Annotated in this window: 13 protein-coding genes and 1 pseudogene; 5 read left to right on the top strand and 9 right to left on the bottom strand. The window is 43.0% G+C overall.

Features of this window, described 5'->3' with window-relative positions; genetic code table 11:
• Positions 1-54: 54 nt before the first annotated feature.
• Positions 55-663 carry a superoxide dismutase gene (locus HMPREF9698_RS01870; RefSeq protein WP_003776746.1) on the bottom strand — a complete coding sequence of 203 codons (609 nt, stop codon included), beginning with the start codon at positions 661-663 and terminating at the stop codon, positions 55-57.
• 168 nt (positions 664-831) lie between these two features.
• On the opposite strand from HMPREF9698_RS01870, the gene HMPREF9698_RS01865 reads away from it, so the two are divergent.
• Complete coding sequence (locus HMPREF9698_RS01865; protein ID WP_003776744.1) at positions 832-1,608, top strand: DUF1189 family protein; 777 nt, start codon at positions 832-834, stop codon at positions 1,606-1,608.
• A gap of 63 nt (positions 1,609-1,671) precedes the next feature.
• Entirely contained in the window at positions 1,672-3,363 is a 1,692-nt protein-coding gene (argS, locus tag HMPREF9698_RS01860; RefSeq protein ID WP_003776742.1) for an arginine--tRNA ligase, read from the top strand.
• Between the two features lie 201 nt (positions 3,364-3,564).
• Here argS and HMPREF9698_RS01855 read toward each other — a convergent pair whose 3' ends face one another.
• From HMPREF9698_RS01855 to HMPREF9698_RS01845, 3 genes and pseudogenes are all read right to left on the bottom strand, one after another.
• Entirely contained in the window at positions 3,565-4,266 is a 702-nt protein-coding gene (locus tag HMPREF9698_RS01855; protein ID WP_003776741.1) for a Crp/Fnr family transcriptional regulator, read from the bottom strand.
• A gap of 54 nt (positions 4,267-4,320) precedes the next feature.
• Positions 4,321-5,548: pseudogene (arcA, locus tag HMPREF9698_RS01850) on the bottom strand (arginine deiminase).
• Between the two features lie 130 nt (positions 5,549-5,678).
• Positions 5,679-6,977, bottom strand: coding sequence for a DEAD/DEAH box helicase (locus tag HMPREF9698_RS01845; RefSeq protein WP_003776737.1), 1,299 nt, complete (start codon positions 6,975-6,977; stop codon positions 5,679-5,681).
• Between the two features lie 154 nt (positions 6,978-7,131).
• Here HMPREF9698_RS01845 and zwf point away from each other — a divergent pair, with 154 nt between their 5' ends.
• Entirely contained in the window at positions 7,132-8,571 is a 1,440-nt protein-coding gene (gene zwf, locus HMPREF9698_RS01840) for a glucose-6-phosphate dehydrogenase (protein WP_003776734.1), read from the top strand.
• 74 nt (positions 8,572-8,645) lie between these two features.
• On the opposite strand, the gene trmL is transcribed toward zwf, so the two are convergent.
• The 3 genes from trmL to HMPREF9698_RS01825 form a co-directional block, all read right to left on the bottom strand.
• Complete coding sequence (gene trmL, locus HMPREF9698_RS01835; RefSeq protein WP_003776731.1) at positions 8,646-9,155, bottom strand: tRNA (uridine(34)/cytosine(34)/5-carboxymethylaminomethyluridine(34)-2'-O)-methyltransferase TrmL; 510 nt, start codon at positions 9,153-9,155, stop codon at positions 8,646-8,648.
• A 289-nt stretch (positions 9,156-9,444) separates the two neighbouring features.
• Positions 9,445-9,780, bottom strand: coding sequence for a hypothetical protein (locus HMPREF9698_RS01830; RefSeq protein WP_003776730.1), 336 nt, complete (start codon positions 9,778-9,780; stop codon positions 9,445-9,447).
• Entirely contained in the window at positions 9,773-11,026 is a 1,254-nt protein-coding gene (locus HMPREF9698_RS01825; protein WP_003776727.1) for an aspartate aminotransferase type Ic, read from the bottom strand. The genes HMPREF9698_RS01830 and HMPREF9698_RS01825 overlap by 8 nt, the downstream gene beginning before the upstream one ends.
• Positions 11,027-11,154: 128 nt before the next feature.
• Between HMPREF9698_RS01825 and HMPREF9698_RS01820 the strand changes: the two genes are divergently transcribed.
• Positions 11,155-12,255, top strand: a complete 1,101-nt coding sequence (locus HMPREF9698_RS01820) for an FUSC family protein (protein ID WP_003776724.1) — start codon at positions 11,155-11,157, stop codon at positions 12,253-12,255.
• A 143-nt stretch (positions 12,256-12,398) separates the two neighbouring features.
• On the opposite strand, the gene ntdP is transcribed toward HMPREF9698_RS01820, so the two are convergent.
• Positions 12,399-12,935, bottom strand: a complete 537-nt coding sequence (ntdP, locus tag HMPREF9698_RS01815; RefSeq protein WP_003776721.1) for a nucleoside tri-diphosphate phosphatase — start codon at positions 12,933-12,935, stop codon at positions 12,399-12,401.
• Positions 12,936-13,027: 92 nt separating this feature from the next.
• Positions 13,028-13,282 carry an NUDIX domain-containing protein gene (locus tag HMPREF9698_RS01810; RefSeq protein ID WP_040292334.1) on the bottom strand — a complete coding sequence of 85 codons (255 nt, stop codon included), beginning with the start codon at positions 13,280-13,282 and terminating at the stop codon, positions 13,028-13,030.
• Between the two features lie 117 nt (positions 13,283-13,399).
• On the opposite strand from HMPREF9698_RS01810, the gene HMPREF9698_RS01805 reads away from it, so the two are divergent.
• Positions 13,400-14,625: IS1634 family transposase (locus HMPREF9698_RS01805; RefSeq protein ID WP_003776717.1), on the top strand; the 1,226-nt coding region annotated here is incomplete at its 3' end.

The following is a 14,625-nucleotide window of genomic DNA, read 5'->3' as shown; positions in this document are numbered from 1 at the left end:
GCAACTGGTTTTAAGGTCAGGGCTATATTTTAACTAGATAGAGCCTGGTCAAAATTATTTAGCTTCTTGGTATCTTCTTGCAACTTCATCCCAGTTTACGACACTCCAGAAAGCATCCACGTAGTCAGGTCGTCTGTTTTGGTAGTTAAGGTAGTAAGCGTGTTCCCAAACGTCTAGACCCAAGATAGGTGTTTTGCCTGAAGTAAGTGGGGATTCCTGGTTAGGAGTGGCATCAATTTCCAATGTGCCATTGTTAACAACCAACCAAGCCCAGCCTGACCCAAATTGACCAGTCGCTGCAGCTTTAAATTCTTCTTGGAATTTTTCGAAGCTACCGAATTTTTCCTCAATAGCTTGACCTAAATCGCCTTCTGGCTGGCCTCCACCATTTGGCGAAAGAACGGTCCAGAAAAGTTTATGGTTGGCATGGCCCCCACCATTTTTTAAGACTGGTGCTTGAAGTTCTTCTGGCAACGAGTTTAATTGAGCAACTAAGTCTTCAATCGACAGGTCAGCATATTTTTCCTGACCTTCGAGAGCTACATTGGTCTTGTCCACATAAGTTTGGTGGTGTTTGTCATGGTGAAGTTTCATGGTTTCTTCATCAATATAAGGTTCCAATGCGTCATATGCGTATGGTAAGTCTTCTAATTGGTAAGTCATAAGTTACTCCTCCTAATATTTCGAATCTAAACTTATTTTAACATCTGATTAAAAAAAGTCCATAGAAGTGCTTATATAGATTTTTTATCTGACTTTTTAATTGTAAAATATTATTAAAATTAGGTAGAATGATTTCATGTCTACTAGTAGATGAAAGGACCGATTAACTTGTTTGACTTTTTAAAACTCAGCCTAAGTTCTCCCTTGGAAATCCACCAAGGCAGAAAAATGACTAAAAATACCTTTTTTGCCCTTTTTATTGCTTTAGTCATCATCTCACTCATCCCTCCCCTCTTCACCCTAGTCCCAGAATACCAGCAATTTAGGTCTGATGTGAGTGAAGTGGAAGGTCAATTGCCGGATTTTGCCATCGAAGACGACCAGATAAAAACAGACCAAGAAGACTACATTCATTTTACAGATACAATTTCCCTATATTTTGACCCTGACAACCAAATGACGGAAGATGAGACCATTGACCGGAATGTGGAGTTGAACTTCTCCCCAATCAATATTGCTTTAAGCCAGGACCAAATGACCCTCTACGTCTATGGCAGTGGCCAGTCAATTTCTTATGCCAACTTGCCTGACTTTAACCAGGACCAATTTTCTTTTCTTTTAAATTCCATGACCCAAATCAACCTACCCGTCATCTTACTTGCCTTCTTTGTTCTTTTCGGGGTTGGAGCCATCATTCTAATCTACCAATACATTTTAGTTGCCCTAACCAATTATTTTATCAGTATCTTTTATTTACAAGGGTTGGGTTTTAAAGCTGTCTTTAAAATTTCCCTCCTAGCTATTGCCCTCCCCACCCTAGCCTTATCCATTGCTAGTGCGGTCGGTTTACAAACCAGTTTGAGCGGTCCTCTCTTTACCATCTTTTCCATCCTCATCTTCTTCCTATCCATCCGCCGTCTTAAAAAAGCCAAGAAAGCCAATTAGCCGTATAGATTTTTCCAGTCAATTTCGGTAGAATTGTAAAGTATAGTATTTAGGAGGTTACTTATGGATTATAAATTAAAGATAGCTGAAAGTATCCACCAGGTCTTACAAGAGGATCTTACCAAAGAAGATATCTACTCCCTCTTGGAACGGCCTAAGTTGGAAGAACACGGGGATCTCGCCTTCCCGACTTTTCAGCTGGCCCGTATTTTTAAAAAGAACCCCAAGGAAATTGCCAGTGACCTAGCAGGTAAAATCTCTTCTGACTTGGTTGACCAAGTCGAAGCAGTTGGGCCCTACCTCAACTTTCATTTAAACCGAAAAACGGTCTCGTCTGCCATCATTCAAGAAATTTTAGACCAAGACGAAAACTACGGCGATCAGAGTGTCGGACAAGGACAAAATGTTCCTATTGACATGTCCTCCCCTAATATAGCCAAACCCATGTCCATGGGCCACTTACGGTCGACTGTTATCGGCAATGCCCTAGCGAATATAATGGAAAAGATGGGTTTCAACCCGATCAAAATCAACCACCTGGGTGATTGGGGTACCCAGTTTGGGAAGTTGATTTATGCTTATAAAACTTGGGGCGATCCCCAGGCAATCGAAGAGGACCCTATTCCGGAATTATTGCGGATTTACGTCAAATTCCATGAAGAGGCTGAAGACAATCCTGAATTAGAAGACCAAGGCAGGTTGTGGTTTGCTAAGCTAGAACAAGGTGATTCTGAAGCCCTAGAACTTTGGAAAAAATTTAGGGCCCTTTCCCTGGAAGAATTCAACAAAATCTACCAACGCTTAAATGTCGAATTTGATTCTTACAATGGGGAAGCCTTTTACAACGACAAGATGGACCAAACCCTCGAGCTGATTGAAAATTCCGGTAAGCTGGTTGAAGACCAAGGGGCCCAGATTATTAAACTGGACAAATACGACTTAAACCCAGCCTTGATCAAGAAAAAAGACGGGTCCACCCTCTACATTACCCGAGATATTGCAGCAGCCATTTACCGTAAAAAGGAATACGACTTTGCCCAAGCCCTTTATGTGGTAGGCCAAGAACAGGCTAACCACTTTAAACAACTCAAGGGAGTCTTGCAAGAACTTGGCTTTGACTGGGCCCAAGACATCCACCACATTCCCTTTGGCTTGATTACCAAGGACGGACAAAAATTATCCACTCGTAAAGGTAAGTTGGTCTTACTGGAAGATGTTTTAGACGAGGCTAGCAAGCGGGCCTTGGAACAAATTGAAGATAAAAACCCAGACCTAGCTAACAAGGAAGAAATTGCAGACCAGGTTGGGGTTGGGGCTGTAGTCTTCCATGACTTAAAAAATGACCGAATGAATAACTTTGACTTCACGATTGAAGAAGTGGTCCAATTTGAAGGAGAAACTGGTCCCTATGTCCAATATTCCCGGGTCCGAGCCCTCAGCATTTTAGAGAATAGCCAAGCTGACCTCAATCCTAACCAAGTTCAAGGCTTAGAAGATGACCATGCCTGGTCAGTTGTAAAATTACTGGAACAATTTCCAAATACATTATCCAGAGCTTGCAAAAACTATGATCCATCCCTAATTGCCAAGTATGTAATCGACCTGTCTCAAGCCTTTAACAAGTATTATGCCAATGTCCGGGTCCTGGATGAAGATGGAGACTTGACCAGCAGATTAGCCTTGGTCAAGGCAGTTGAAATTTTAATTAAAATCAACCTCAACCTCCTAGGCCTGTCTTCCCCAAGTGAAATGTAGCCTCCTTATCTTAGTTAAATATAAACTAAAACCAGCTAGCCATATGGCTAGCTGGTTTTAGACTTCGTTTTTAGTCCTCAGATTCACCCTAAAAGCCCACTAGAATGCTCAACCTAGCAGGTTGTGATAAACTTTAAAGCAATTAGTTGGTGTTTGCAAATACATAATTGTATTACACAATACAATAAGCAATCTTTTAGACTACCCTTCCAACAAGTGGTTGAAATAATCAGTGTCTAAAATTTTAATTTCCTTGCGACTGTACTCCAGTCGTTTGTTTTGGGTCAGTTCCTTGACCACTTTGCCCGCCGTCTCCCGGCTAGTACCGGCCACTTCCGACAATTGGATGATGGTCAAGGGATACGGGATTAGTACGGCCTCTCCCTGCCGGGTTCCCAGGTCAAGCATCCACAAGGCAAGCATCAATTCAACCCTTTCTTTGGCACTGGAGACGGCAGCTAGTTGGATCCTCTTTTCTTGGAAAAACAAGTCATCCGACAAGCTACGGTAAAATTCGATCAGCAAGTCACTATTTTGGCTAATGATGCTTTCAAATAAGTCGGTGGGGATCATGAGCAGGCGAGTTGGTGTTTCAGCTATAATATTGTAACTATAGTAATCATTATTGAAAAGATCTCCGTAAGCCACAAAGCGGTTTTCAATTACAAAATCCACATAACTATAATTGCCGTTATAGGTTGTCCGCTCAAGTTTAATTAAGCCTTGCAGGACAAAATAATAGTAGTGCTTGTGGTCTCCTTCATAGCTGACCACTTGGTTTTTATTATAGTTTCGCAGAATGGACTGGTCCTTTATTTGCTTAATATCTTGGCTGTCAAAGACTTGGAAAAAGGGTCTTTGGGCCAAATCTTTAATGTACTTTTGCTTGTCTTGCCTAACCATTTAGCCAACTCCAATTGTTCTCAACTTGATACATGACAATCACTTCTTTATTTCCTATAAGTTCTCTCGAAAGAGAGGCATAGACATGCAACGTGGGCCTCCCCGTCCTCGGACCAGTTCACTGGCCATGATTTTATGGAGTTTAAGTCCAGCTTCTTCTAACAAGGCATTGGTCACCCGGTTGCGGTCATAAACCACTACTTCACCCGGGGCGATGGCTAGGGTATTGGATCCATCATTCCACTGCTCTCTAGCCCCAGCCACAGGGTCATTTCCCCCACAAGGGATCAGGGTGACTTCATCTAAACCGAGAGCTTCGGCCAAAACCCTGTCCAATTGCTGGCTGTTTTTTTTCTTCCATTTGAATCTGGCCATTTTTACCTGGTTTTAAAGAGACGACCCGGAGACCAGATTGGATTTCGGAGTGGATAGTAAACTTGTCATAATCGACCATGGTGAAGACAGTATCCAGGTGCATAAACTTGCGGTAGTTACCGATTAAAAAGGCCAAAACTTCTTTAAAGACACCAGCTTGAAAGAGCTTTTTAGCCAGTTTTTCAATAGACCGGGAATCAGTGCGTTGCGATATGCCGACAGCTAAGACGTCTTTGGATAAAACGAGCTCATCCCCACCTTCTAAGCGACTTTCTTCAAATCGATTGTAAAAATGGTCCACCTTGTCGCCACCATATTCCGGGTGGTAGTCAAAAATATACTGGCCGTATAGGGTTTCCCGGTTTCGGGTGTCAGAATACATGTGGTTGACAGACACCCCATTTGCCATGCTAGCAAAAGGATCCCGGGTAAAGTAGAGGTTCGGCATGGGGTCCACCAAGAAAGGGTAGTCAGTCTCGATCAAGTCGGCCAAAGACTGGTAAGAGCCTTGGTCAATTTCCGCCTTTTTAAAGCCTTCCATGCTTTTCAGGACCATGTCAAATGTATCAAGGCCATGTAAAATTTCTTTGACCTGGTTTTTTGCATTGTCAGAAGCAATACCAGCCTCCGCAAGCCAGTCTTGGATAAATTTTTCTCTTACTCCAGCGTGGTCAATGGCTTCAGCCACCAATTTTTCTAGGTAAAGAACTTGGACACCATTTTGTCGCAAGACTTTAGCAAATTGGTCGTGTTCGGCTTGGGCATTTTGTAAATCGGGGATATCATCAAAGAGTAAGCGGTCGAGATAGTCTGGCATCAGATTCTCCAATTCCTTGCCTGGTCGGTGGAGCAAGACCTTTTTTAACCTTCCAATTTCTGACTGGACTTGAATTGCTTTCTGACTCATGGTCAAGTCTTCCTTTCTACTTAAAAATCATTTTATGCCATTATAACAGCTTTTGGGGGGCGCGATAGAAATTTATTTTAACTAGCTAACTTAAATTGGCCCTCATGGTTAAAAAACCTGGAGAAATAGCTTACTTGCGCCGGCGGTTTTTTCTTTGCTTGTAGCGGTTAATTTTTTTCTTGTAATTGGGCTTAACTTTCTTCTTAGCCTTCTCCACCATGCCAGCGATCTCAGGGTCATAGGTCTTTTTCTTCCCTACTTGCTTTCTGGCCTGGCGGTGGTCGTGTTTTTTATCATCCACCACTTCATGGTTCTTGATGGTTTTGGCTACAAAGTTTATCCCCCGGTCTTCTAGGTATTGGACGGCTTCAATTTCGTCAGGACCATAGAAGGTAACAGCCAGTCCTGCTAGGCCATTACGACCAGTCCGGCCCACCCGATGGATAAAGTAGTCCAGGTCATTTGGGATTTCGGCATTAATGACATGGGAAACCCCTTCAATATCGATCCCTCTGGCAGCCAAGTCGGTGGCTACGACATATTGGTAGTCTAAATTGCGGATTTGTCGCATGACCCGCTTTCTCTCTCGGGCTTCTAATCCACCGTGGAGTGTGGCACAGTCCAGTCCCCTCTCTTCCAAAGCCTGGGCAATGGCTTCTACCTGGTCCTGGGTATTGGCAAAGATTAAGGCTAAATAGGCTTGGCCTAGGGTGAGGAGGTCATAGATTAAATCAACCCGGTCCTTACTTTTTGTTGCGATCAGCCAATTTTCGACCTGGTCGGGAATCAAAGATTGGCTTTCAGTATAAATAAATTTAGGATGGTTGAGGTATTTTTTAAAGAAGGGCTTGAGCTTGTCAGGGATGGTAGCAGAAAAGACTAATAGTTGACTGCTTTGACCTACCCGACTGGCCAGTTGGTCCACTTCCCTAAGAAATCCCAGGTCCAAGGTCATGTCTGCCTCATCCACTACCAGGTATTGGGCTGTATAAATATTAAGACCGTGGTTGCTGACCATGTCTAGCATCCGGCCAGGTGTCCCGATGGCTAGGTGGGGTTGTTTTTGTTCTAACTTTTGAACCTGTTTTTCCTTGTTAGACCCACCAACATAATTTTCAATCCGGATCGCTTCACCAGCAGGCTTGATAAGGTCCTGGCTAAATTGGTAGAGCTGGTCAGCCAACTCCCGACTGGGGGCTGTGATGACCACCTGTACTTCATCCTTGTCTGGCTGAATAGCATTAATCAAGGGCAAGAGAAAGGCGTGGCTTTTGCCTGAACCAGTTTGGGCTTTAACTACCAGGTCTCTCCCAGCTTTGATTTCCGGTATTACCTTGGCTTGAACTTCCCTGGTATGGACAAAGCCCATATCTGCCAGGGCATGATTAATAAAGGGCTTAAAATGATAATCTGTAAATTGATTGGGCATGGTTGGCCTCAACTTTCTATTCGAATCTTTTTTAAAACTTCAAGAACTAACCTGTCTGATCCTAGACCATAGTATAAAGGACTTGCCACTTATAAACCAGTTATTTTATGGTATAATTCATCATGTGACTGACTAGAATGGAGTGGAGAGATAGATGACATTAAACACCAAGGTCCTGGTAATCCTTTTCGGTGCAACAGGTGACTTAGCTGCTAGAAAACTTTACCCTGCCCTTTACCAGTTATACAAGAAAAACTACCTATCTAAGCATTTCGCCTTGATCGGGACAGGTCGAAGGGTCTGGTCAGACGACTACTTTCGGTCTGTTATTAAAGATTCCATCAAAGATATGGACCAAAATACCAGCTTGCAAACTGACTTTGCCAAACACTTTTACTACCGGTCCCATGATGTGACCAAATTGGACCAGTACCCAGATTTTAAGGCCTATTCAGACCAAATAGCCGCCAAACACAAGATCGGTGGCAACCGCCTCTATTACCTATCCATGTCTCCTCGCTTTTACAAGGTGATTGTTGAAAACCTCAACCAACACGCTTTTTTTGATTGTGGTGGCTTTAGCCGGATCATTGTCGAAAAACCCTTCGGCGATGACCAATCCAGTGCGGCCCAATTAAAAGCCGACCTGGGCCAGGTAGTCGACTTAAATGATATTTTCTTTATCGACCACTACCTAGGCAAGCCTCTCGTCCAAAACATTCTCACCATGCGTTTTGCCAACCCCCTCTTCAAGGGAATTTGGAACAAGGACCATATTGACAATATCCAAATTACCCTGGCCGAAAAAGTCGGTGTAGAAGAGCGGGGCAGCTTTTATGACAAGACTGGCGCCTTAAAAGACATGGTCCAAAACCATATCCTCCAATGCTTTAGCCTCCTCACCATGGACCAGCCAGAAGCTCTCACTACTAAGGCCATTTTAGAGGCCAAGGTAGAAGCCCTAGACCGGATCGACCTTAGAGACGACCACTTGACTAAGTCAACTGTCCGGGCCCAATACGCTGCTCATTCCATGCCTGGTGAAGAATCCTACACACAAAATGACAAGGTGGCAGATGACTCCACTACTGAAACCTATGTCGCCGGCCGAATCAATATCCTAGAAGGAGACCTAGCTGGCATCCCGGTCTTCTACCGGACTGGTAAAAAATTAGCTAGTAAAAAGACCCGCTTAGACATTGTCTTTAAAGACCAAGGCCCCTCACTCTTTGATAACAACCAAAACGTTTTAACGGTCTACCTAGACCCTAGCCGGACCATACAGCTCTTAATCAACGGCAAGGAGCGGGGGAATCCCAAAGCTTTTGCCAGACAACAATTAGCCATTGTTGCCACAGATGGGTCCCTGGCTTGGCCTAGCGACTATGAAAGCCTCATCTATGATGCTTTGCATGGAGACCAGGTGAACTTTGCCCAGTATGAGGAAATCGAAGCATCTTGGAAATATGTAGATAAAATCCAAAAGATTTGGCGGGACCAAGATGAAGCCCTCTATAGCTATGAAGTCTACTCTGATGGTCCCAAAGAAGCCCAGGAACTCCTGGAGCAAGACGGTCACTACTGGATCTTTTAAATACAAAGCAATAGCCTACTAGCCAAGGCTTGGCCTTTCCAAGACCGCCTGTCCCAGCAACTAGTAGGCTTTTTTTATTTTAACTTGTCATGGGGGTAGGCATGCACTTTCTCCAGTCCAGCAAAGTCTTGCTGTCTCAAGGCTTCAAATAAAACAATATTGGCTGAATTCGACAGGTTGAAGGACCGGACATGGCTATCGTCCATTGGGATCCGGATACACTTGTCAGCATAATCGTGCATAAATTTTTCCGGCAGGCCAGTGGTTTCTTTCCCAAAAATGAAATAATAGTCCTTGTCTGTGTCCCTATAGTCAATATCAGCATAAGTATGGTAGGCGAACTTAGAGACTAGGTACAAGTGGCGGGTATCAATCGCCTGCAAAAAAGACCGGAGATTACGGTGGTAGGTTAAGTCTAACTCATGCCAATAGTCCAGGCCAGCCCGCTTAAGTGCCTTGTCTGTCGTTTTAAATCCTAAGGGTTCAATCAAGTGGAGCTTGGTATTGGTCCCTGCACATGTCCTGGCAATATTGCCGGTGTTAGGTGGGATAAGGGGTTTGTATAAAACTATATGATTAGTCATGATTTATGCAACATCCTTTGTCTGTCTTGGCCATTTTATTAAGTCTGGTAAAATAGAAAAACGTATCATTTCGGTCATGCAACAGCGAAATGATACGTTATTAAGTCATCCATATTCATTTACTTATATCAGTATCTGATGGCTAACTGATATAAACCAATGAACTTAATGAACTTATGAAAACTATTGTACGCCATTTTTCTTTTCTTTGCAAGTTCTCTTTTAACAAAATATTTTTACAGAAAAAATTTTGCTAGAGGCTAGCATAAGACGGGGCTCCAGCTTTTCCTTAATCGGTTAAATCCGAATCTTCCAACTGAATAATGGGTTCATCCCCATAACCAGCACCAATTGCCACATCTGTTTGGTCACTAGCCTGGTCAATATCTCGTCTGAGGTCATTTAATCGTCTGGCCTCTTCCTTGCTTACCTGCCGTCCGATGGCATAATTCAGACGCTTAATTAAATCGTCAGCCTTGAGTAAGGCTCGACGTTTTAATTTTTTACCTTCTAGGTCCAACTTGGCTTGAAATTCCTCTCCTGGCATGGGGGCTAGGAGGTGAGCTAGGACATAGCCGGCTCCAGCACCAAAGGCAATACCAATACTAGCAGTTACTTTATTCATTTTCATTCTTCCTTTCCTTACTTAAACTTACTAATTCAACACAGAGGATAATAGCATCCATGGCCTTGACTAAATCTTCTAGGGAAGCAAAGGTTGGGGCGAGCCGAATACTATTGTCTTTGGGGTTGTCCCCCTTAGGATAAGTAGCATTGGCCTGGGTCACAGCCAGGCCAATATCCGCCAGCTTTTGGACAATTTCTTGGGCACAGCCCTCCTGGGTGGTTAAGTGGATAAAATACCCTCCCTTGGGCTTAGTCCAGTCAAGGAGCTTACGGTCTGGGAAGGCTTCTTCCAAGCGGTTTAGAATATAGTCGAATTTGGGTTTCAAGATAGCCGCATGTTTGGCCATATGGTCTAAGATATTGGCCTTGTTTTTCAAAAACAGGGTCTGCCTTTTTTGGTTCAACTTGTCAAAGCTAGTCAGTTGCTTGGACAGGAAGTTCTGAAAGGCTTGGAGGTTGTTCCTTGAAGCTGCTATGGCTGCTATTCCTGCTCCTGGCAGAGTCATTTTAGAGGTCGAAGTATAGATAAAAGGGCGGTCAGCCACCTGGTTTTCCTTGGCTAGGTCTAGGATGTTGGGGATTTCCACCTGGTCTTCAGTCAAGTGGTGGACGATGTAGGCATTGTCCCACAAAATCTTGAAATCGGAAGCAGCTGTCTCCATTTTGACTAGGCGGTGAATCGTCTCATCCGAATAAACCTCACCGGTTGGATTGCTATACTTAGGGACACAGAAGATCCCCTTGATACTAGGGTCATCCTTGACCAGGTCTTCTACCACATCCATGTCTGGCCCTGACCCAGTCAAAGGCACGGGCACCATGTCATAGCCCAAATAATCTAGCATGGCAAAATGGCGGTCATAGCCTGGTACTGGGCATAAAAACTTGACCGGACCTTGCTGGGACCAAGGATGGTCTTGGTGGTTCATAAAGTAGTCCAGGCTTAAGTACATCACTTGCAAGCTGGCATTACCGACCACCATAACTTCTTCTATCTCCGTCTCCAAAAGTTCAGCAAATAAGGTTCGGGCTTCTAAAACTCCGTCAATTCCACCATAGCTTCTAAGGTCGACTTGATCTTGGGACATATAGTCCTGGCTTAAGTCTAGGCTAAGCAAGTCTTGAGACAGGTCGAGCTGGTCCTTGGATGGAATCCCCCTGGCAATATTTAAGTTGACCGGATCTTTTAAGTATGCTTGGTATTCATTTTTTAACTTTTGGAGATATTCAATCTCTTGGTCCATGGTCACCATAACCTCCTAAATTTATTGAAATTAACATTAATTTGGTTTCATTATACAGTATTTACCCTTATAATAAAATCTATGTGAAAGAGATAAATGGGACTTATACCTAAGGAAGATGACATTTTATGAAAATCGGTGCCCGTACCTTTAAAACTGCTATTGCTATCTTTATCGCTGTCTACATTCCAGTCGCCATTAACTTACCAGAATTAACCGTTTTGTCCGGATTGGCTGTTGTAGCATCGATCCAACCCTCCGTCAAGCGATCTTACATTACCCTAAGGGACCGGGTCCTCTCCAATGCCATTGGGGGTCTAGTTGCTTACATAACTGCTACCCAAATTGGAGTCTCTCCTTTCTTGATCGGCCTGGCTTCCTTGTTCTTAATTGCCCTCCTCCACCAATTCAAGTTAGATGGGGTGATTTCCCTGGCTGTCATGACCTTGATCATTGTTATGGTGGAATCCGGCCAGGCCCCCTTGTATACTGCTGTCACCCGGGTTTCCGCTACCGTCTTGGGGGTTATCATCGCCTTTGTCATCAATACCTTTGTCTGGCCTCCCAAGTATGACCACAAGTTGTTTGAATTAACCAACCATGTCAGCGATAATATCATGCGAAATATCCGGATCGCCTTACGAAAAAACACCCAATACGGGGTTATGAAAAAAGACCTGAAAACTATTGACCAAGACATCGATACCATGGAATTATTCTTTAAATATATTAAAGAAGGTCACATCAACCCCTTCCGCATCCAAAGCAAGTATTCTATTTCAAGACTCTTGGTTGTCTACCGGCAGTTTATCAAGGTAACCCGGTCAGCCTTGAAACTAGCCCTCACCCTCCAGCGGTCAGAAAATATTTTTAACCACTTTGATGAAGACTTGAGACTATCAGTCAGGGAAAGGATTGAAGTCCTGATGTCTGCCCACGAACAAATCTTACAAAAATGGAACGGCCGAGTCTTACCAGAAGAAGTTAAGTTTATGAAGCACAAACGAAGTCTACGCAAGGAATTTATGGACAGCTTCTATCATGAAGCTAGCATCGACAACAAGCTAGGTGAAGATTACATCGATAGCAACACCGTCTTTAAAATCATGTCGTCTATTTTGGAATACGAAGAAAGCCTGATCCACCTCAACACCCTAGTTTCTGTTTATGTTAAAAATCACGCCAATGAAAGTGACATTTTAGAAACCAACTTTAACAAACCCATCTAAGTTAGACACAAGATTTGCTTCAAAGTATGCTAGGCAATCAAAAGTATAAAAGACTACAAGCTTTTTAGCTTGTAGTCTTTTTATCAGCATTCCTGCTTTTTAAACTGATTTCATCACAAGTTTACTATGGTTTGCCACTAAGCTTAGTACTTACCGGTTAATTGCTTGTAACGATTAAACCAAAGGTCAACATAGCCTTCTGAAAAGGGACCTCTTTCATTTTTGATCCAAGAAACTAGAATTTTAACATGCTCCTTGAGGATGTAGTCAATTTCGTCTGGATAGTCCCACTTCTTACCGTGGTCTTCGTATTCATCGACATCCAACAGACGCTTTTCCCCATCTGGGAAAATCTTGACATCCAGGTCATAATCAATATATTTCAGACCTTCTTCATCGATCAAAAAAGGCGAAGCTAGGTTGCAATAGTAAGAAATGCCCTTTTGTCTAATCATGGTCACAATATTAAACCAATAATTTTTATGGAAGTAGACTAGGGCAGGCTCTCTGGTCCGCCACTTTCGGCCGTCTGATTCAATCACTAGGGTATGGTCATTGCAACCAATTAAGGAATGGTCGCTGGTTTTTAAGACCATGGTATCCCGCCATATCCGGTGGAGTGACCCATCATGCTTGTAACTTTTGATTGTGATGAAATCTCCTTCTCTTGGAAATTGCATCAGTATCCTTCCTTTTATTCTGTAAGTTTTACAGTCGCACAATAAACATTATATCATAAAATAGCTTATCTTATAGGGACAATTTGCCTAACTTAAAATAAGGAAGGGTTAAAATAGGTCTCCCAGATCTTCTCCTGGACTTTCGGGAAGGCATAGGCCTCTCTTTGGTCAGGGCTCAGCCATTCACACTGGTCGGGGATGGCTTGGCCAGATTCAACCTGGCCTTCCAACAAGTAAATGGACCAATTGAGATGGCTAAAGGCGTGGCTTACCTGGCCTTGGACTTGCTGGTTAAATTGACTGGGCAAGTGGTAGTAGTCCGGGAGTTTGACAGTTTTAAAAGGCAAAAAGTGCCACAAAGCCTATCAGGGCTTTATTTTTTTGCCAAAATTTTATTAAATAACATTGCGTACTATTACGTACCGTGATATAATAAAGCTATCCTATCCCTGAGGTGATGAGCTTTGCGTATCAAAAAAAGTCGTTCAAAAAATTCGGTTTCCTATGCCGTTATTAAAGATATTACTCGAAATGGTAAGCGCACCACTAAAATTGTCGAAACACTAGGCAATCACGAAGAAATCAAACAAAAACATCCCGAAATGGACCCAGAAGAATGGGCTAAACAACGAGCCGCCGAATTAACGGAACAAGAAAAACAGAAAAAGCAAAAGATCGCCATTCACTACGATCCAACCAAGAAAATAAAAAAAGATAAACAACAACTTTTTAATGTTGGTTACCTCTTTTTACAATCCATTTTAGCTCAGTTGAAACTCCCCACCATGACGAAAAAAATCGCCAAGCAGCATCAATTTAACTATCCGTTGGATCAAATTCTATCGTGTCTCATTTACAATCGGATTTTGAGTCCTGCTTCCAAAAAAAGTGCTTTTGAGTTTGCCCAAACCCTATTAGAACCCCCTCAATTTCAGTTACAAGCTATTTACCGCAGTCTTGATGTCTTAGCTGAACATACCCATGATATTCAAGAACATTTTTATCGATTAAGTCAAAAAGTAGCGAACCGGGAAACCGCCGTTCTTTACTATGACTGCACCAATTTTTTCTTTGAAATCGAAGAAGCCGAAGGCCTGAAACAATACGGTCGTTCCAAGGAAAATCGGCCGAACCCCATTGTGCAAATGGGATTATTTATGGACGGCTCGGGCATTCCACTTGCTTTTAATATCACAAGCGGCAACACCAATGAACAAACCACCCTGAAACCTTTAGAGAAAAGAATCCTTAAGGATTTTCGCTTATCAAAATTTGTCGTCTGTACCGATGCCGGTCTCTCTTCAACAGCCAATCGCAAATACAACACCTTAGGGGAGCGTGCCTTCATTACCACTCAATCGGTCAAAAAAACGAAAAAACATTTGAAAGACTGGCTTTTAGATAAAAGCGGTTGGCGACTTAGTCATGGCAAGGAAAGCTATCACTTAGACGACATTGATGAAACCGCTCATTTTTCAGATATCTTTTATAAAGAAAGATGGATTCATGAAAATGGACTCGAGCAACGTTTCATCGTGAGTTATTCCCCAAAATATCGCCAATATCAAGCTTCTGTTCGACAAGGGCAAATTGATCGAGCTCTCAAAAAAGTTCAGGAGCCTTCCCGGCTCCACCAAAAAGGAGCGAATGATGTTAATCGCTTCATCAAATCAACTCATGTCACTCAAGA

This window comes from Alloiococcus otitis ATCC 51267, from assembly GCF_000315445.1.
Classification (GTDB): Bacteria; Bacillota; Bacilli; order Lactobacillales; family Carnobacteriaceae_A; genus Alloiococcus; species Alloiococcus otitis.
The sequence above is the reverse complement of the archived record's forward strand: the minus strand, read 5'-3'. Positions and strand labels throughout refer to the sequence as shown.

Bases quoted from the DNA above. Each gene is read 5' to 3' on its own strand.
- HMPREF9698_RS01870 (WP_003776746.1), bottom strand. From the start codon at position 663: ATGACTTACCAATTAGAAGACTTACCATACGCATATGACGCATTGGAA.
- HMPREF9698_RS01845 (WP_003776737.1), bottom strand. From the start codon at position 6,977: ATGCCCAATCAATTTACAGATTATCATTTTAAGCCCTTTATTAATCAT.
- HMPREF9698_RS01830 (WP_003776730.1), bottom strand. From the start codon at position 9,780: ATGAATAAAGTAACTGCTAGTATTGGTATTGCCTTTGGTGCTGGAGCC.
- HMPREF9698_RS01820 (WP_003776724.1), top strand. From the start codon at position 11,155: ATGAAAATCGGTGCCCGTACCTTTAAAACTGCTATTGCTATCTTTATC.
- ntdP (WP_003776721.1), bottom strand. From the start codon at position 12,935: ATGCAATTTCCAAGAGAAGGAGATTTCATCACAATCAAAAGTTACAAG.
- argS (WP_003776742.1), top strand. From the start codon at position 1,672: ATGGATTATAAATTAAAGATAGCTGAAAGTATCCACCAGGTCTTACAA.
- HMPREF9698_RS01825 (WP_003776727.1), bottom strand. From the start codon at position 11,026: ATGGACCAAGAGATTGAATATCTCCAAAAGTTAAAAAATGAATACCAA.
- HMPREF9698_RS01855 (WP_003776741.1), bottom strand. From the start codon at position 4,266: ATGGTTAGGCAAGACAAGCAAAAGTACATTAAAGATTTGGCCCAAAGA.
- zwf (WP_003776734.1), top strand. From the start codon at position 7,132: ATGACATTAAACACCAAGGTCCTGGTAATCCTTTTCGGTGCAACAGGT.
- trmL (WP_003776731.1), bottom strand. From the start codon at position 9,155: ATGACTAATCATATAGTTTTATACAAACCCCTTATCCCACCTAACACC.